General features: G+C 35.4%; 5 protein-coding genes and 1 pseudogene. All 6 read right to left on the bottom strand.

All coding sequences use genetic code 11. The annotated features are described in order from the left end of the window. Positions 1-6: 6 nt before the first annotated feature. Complete coding sequence (locus KQ486_RS13890) at positions 7-543, bottom strand: dUTP diphosphatase (protein ID WP_000185669.1); 537 nt, start codon at positions 541-543, stop codon at positions 7-9. Further along, complete coding sequence (higB, locus tag KQ486_RS13885) at positions 536-784, bottom strand: type II toxin-antitoxin system toxin HigB (protein ID WP_001065083.1); 249 nt, start codon at positions 782-784, stop codon at positions 536-538. Before higB ends, KQ486_RS13890 begins: the two co-directional genes overlap by 8 nt. Beyond that, positions 777-1,061 carry a hypothetical protein gene (locus KQ486_RS13880; protein WP_001105621.1) on the bottom strand — a complete coding sequence of 95 codons (285 nt, stop codon included), beginning with the start codon at positions 1,059-1,061 and terminating at the stop codon, positions 777-779. Before KQ486_RS13880 ends, higB begins: the two co-directional genes overlap by 8 nt. After that, a complete protein-coding gene (locus KQ486_RS13875) occupies positions 1,058-1,507 on the bottom strand; it encodes a YopX family protein (protein ID WP_000982708.1) in 450 nt (149 codons plus the stop codon). The genes KQ486_RS13880 and KQ486_RS13875 overlap by 4 nt, the downstream gene beginning before the upstream one ends. Further along, entirely contained in the window at positions 1,504-1,698 is a 195-nt protein-coding gene (locus KQ486_RS14495) for a hypothetical protein (RefSeq protein ID WP_000983954.1), read from the bottom strand. The genes KQ486_RS13875 and KQ486_RS14495 overlap by 4 nt, the downstream gene beginning before the upstream one ends. Further along, a pseudogene (locus KQ486_RS14490) lies at positions 1,695-1,788 on the bottom strand (hypothetical protein); the annotation flags it as partial. The gene KQ486_RS14495 and the pseudogene KQ486_RS14490, both read right to left, overlap by 4 nt.

Genomic DNA, 1,788 nt, shown 5'->3' with positions numbered 1-1,788 from the left:
ATGTCTTTACACGTATCCTTTTCCTGCGTCTGCTGTTCCATCTTGTCTTTCATGATTCCTTTTCATTTTCTTTTTGTATGCGTCAATGAGTTGGTCGATAGAATATAAGTTGTAAGCTATGTCTATCACTATAACAATTGCTTGTTGGTCGGGATAAAATTCTTTGAATATTATCTGTGGTGTACTAACAACTGCGTCTTGAGCAAATTCTTTATCTTTAAAATTAAACATTTTGTGAAATTCTGTATCTTTAAAACTTGATTCAATCGCTTCTTTTATCTCTTCTGATGACACTCCTACTTGATTCGCAATACTCAATCCAAACGCCAACATGTCAGCTAATTCATCAAGTTGTACGTCTAACGGCTTACCTGGTTTCTTCTTCCAGTTCTTAAACGTTTCCAATGTATTAAACCATTCAAAGAATTCAACTACATATGCTATTTTGCTATCTCGTAAGTTCAGCGTTGGTATTCTATCGTCGAACTCCTTTTGTATTTGTAATAACTCTTGTAACTGATCAATTGTTAATGTGTTAGTCATTTTCCTGTGCCTCCTCATATTTATAGACAACTTGACCCGTCATAATCCCTACTGCTTCATCAAGTTCAATACCTTCTTTAACTGAATGTTGAATAGCATTTGTCATTCCCTCAAGTATTTCATCAAACGCTTGCGCTTTCTTATATACGTCCTCAATCTCTTTTAGTAATCCCTCTGTGTCATTGCCGTTATACGCACTAGCACTTATAACGGATTGTTCTATTTGTTCACGGTTATTCATTAGTGTCTTCCTCCATAAAAGTTTTATTGTTTAATTCCATTCCAAATTTAACTCTTTCACCATCTTTGCCAAATTCGTTTATTAAATCTTTTTCAACGCTCTTGCAATACCTATCCCATGCACTTGCTTTCTTCTCCAGCTCTTTGTTGCGTTCTCTTAACTTACCTATATCCCCAATAAGCTCATCACGTTGCTTCTTGTACTCATCACGTTGTTTTCTCATCTTCTTCAACCTAGCGTCCATTACACCTAGTTGGACCCCTGTTTCATAGTTCATTCTGTTACCTCCAATAAATGTGATGATTCAAATATGTTGCCTTTAACCTCACAGTCATATCTAAGGAAGGATTTTATGTCTATATACTCAAAGTAATCATTTTCGGAGACTGCGCCCTCAAACATAAAATCTTTTAATTGAATACCATTTACAACATCAATAGATATTACTGCTCTATTAATTGTTCCTATTACAGATTCATCGTCTGGCATCTCTAATATTTCATCTTCAAACTCAACTATATCTCCCGCATATATTTCGTTGTTGTTTTTGTCTTTAAGTCCTGTACTTTGCATAAGTTCTACATCTTTAAAATCTCTTGCATGTATTAAAGCTTCTGCTTCCGCGTAGTTTTCATAGTGAACTTCAGTCTCAATGAAGTCGAATCCTACAACATCGTGTATTCTTCCTGTATATTCGTCCCACACTCGATATTTCGGCATCATACTACTACCTCCACTTTTTCGACCTCTATGCTTGCAGTTTGGAACGGGAGCTTTTTACGAGTCAGTTTTAATACCGTATTCGTGGCTTCTTCCTCATTCGTACTTTGCACAAAATAATGCTTTTTTAATTTATAATTACATTTAGACGCTAAGAACTTGATACAAAGACTTACTTTATAGGTTTGCATCATTCTACCAACTCCCCATCTTTCCAGATTAACGTCATCGTCATATCATCGTTTAAGATATAGAATGCTTTGGTAGGCAAACGTCTACCATAT

Source organism: Allobacillus halotolerans (assembly GCF_018967645.1).
Classification (GTDB): Bacteria; Bacillota; Bacilli; order Bacillales; family Alkalibacillaceae; genus Allobacillus; species Allobacillus halotolerans.
Note: the sequence above shows the minus strand (reverse complement) of the source record. Positions and strands in the feature narration are given on the sequence as shown.

Bases quoted from the DNA above. Each gene is read 5' to 3' on its own strand.
- KQ486_RS14495 (WP_000983954.1), bottom strand. From the start codon at position 1,698: ATGATGCAAACCTATAAAGTAAGTCTTTGTATCAAGTTCTTAGCGTCT.
- KQ486_RS13880 (WP_001105621.1), bottom strand. From the start codon at position 1,061: ATGAACTATGAAACAGGGGTCCAACTAGGTGTAATGGACGCTAGGTTG.
- KQ486_RS13890 (WP_000185669.1), bottom strand. From the start codon at position 543: ATGACTAACACATTAACAATTGATCAGTTACAAGAGTTATTACAAATA.
- higB (WP_001065083.1), bottom strand. From the start codon at position 784: ATGAATAACCGTGAACAAATAGAACAATCCGTTATAAGTGCTAGTGCG.
- KQ486_RS13875 (WP_000982708.1), bottom strand. From the start codon at position 1,507: ATGATGCCGAAATATCGAGTGTGGGACGAATATACAGGAAGAATACAC.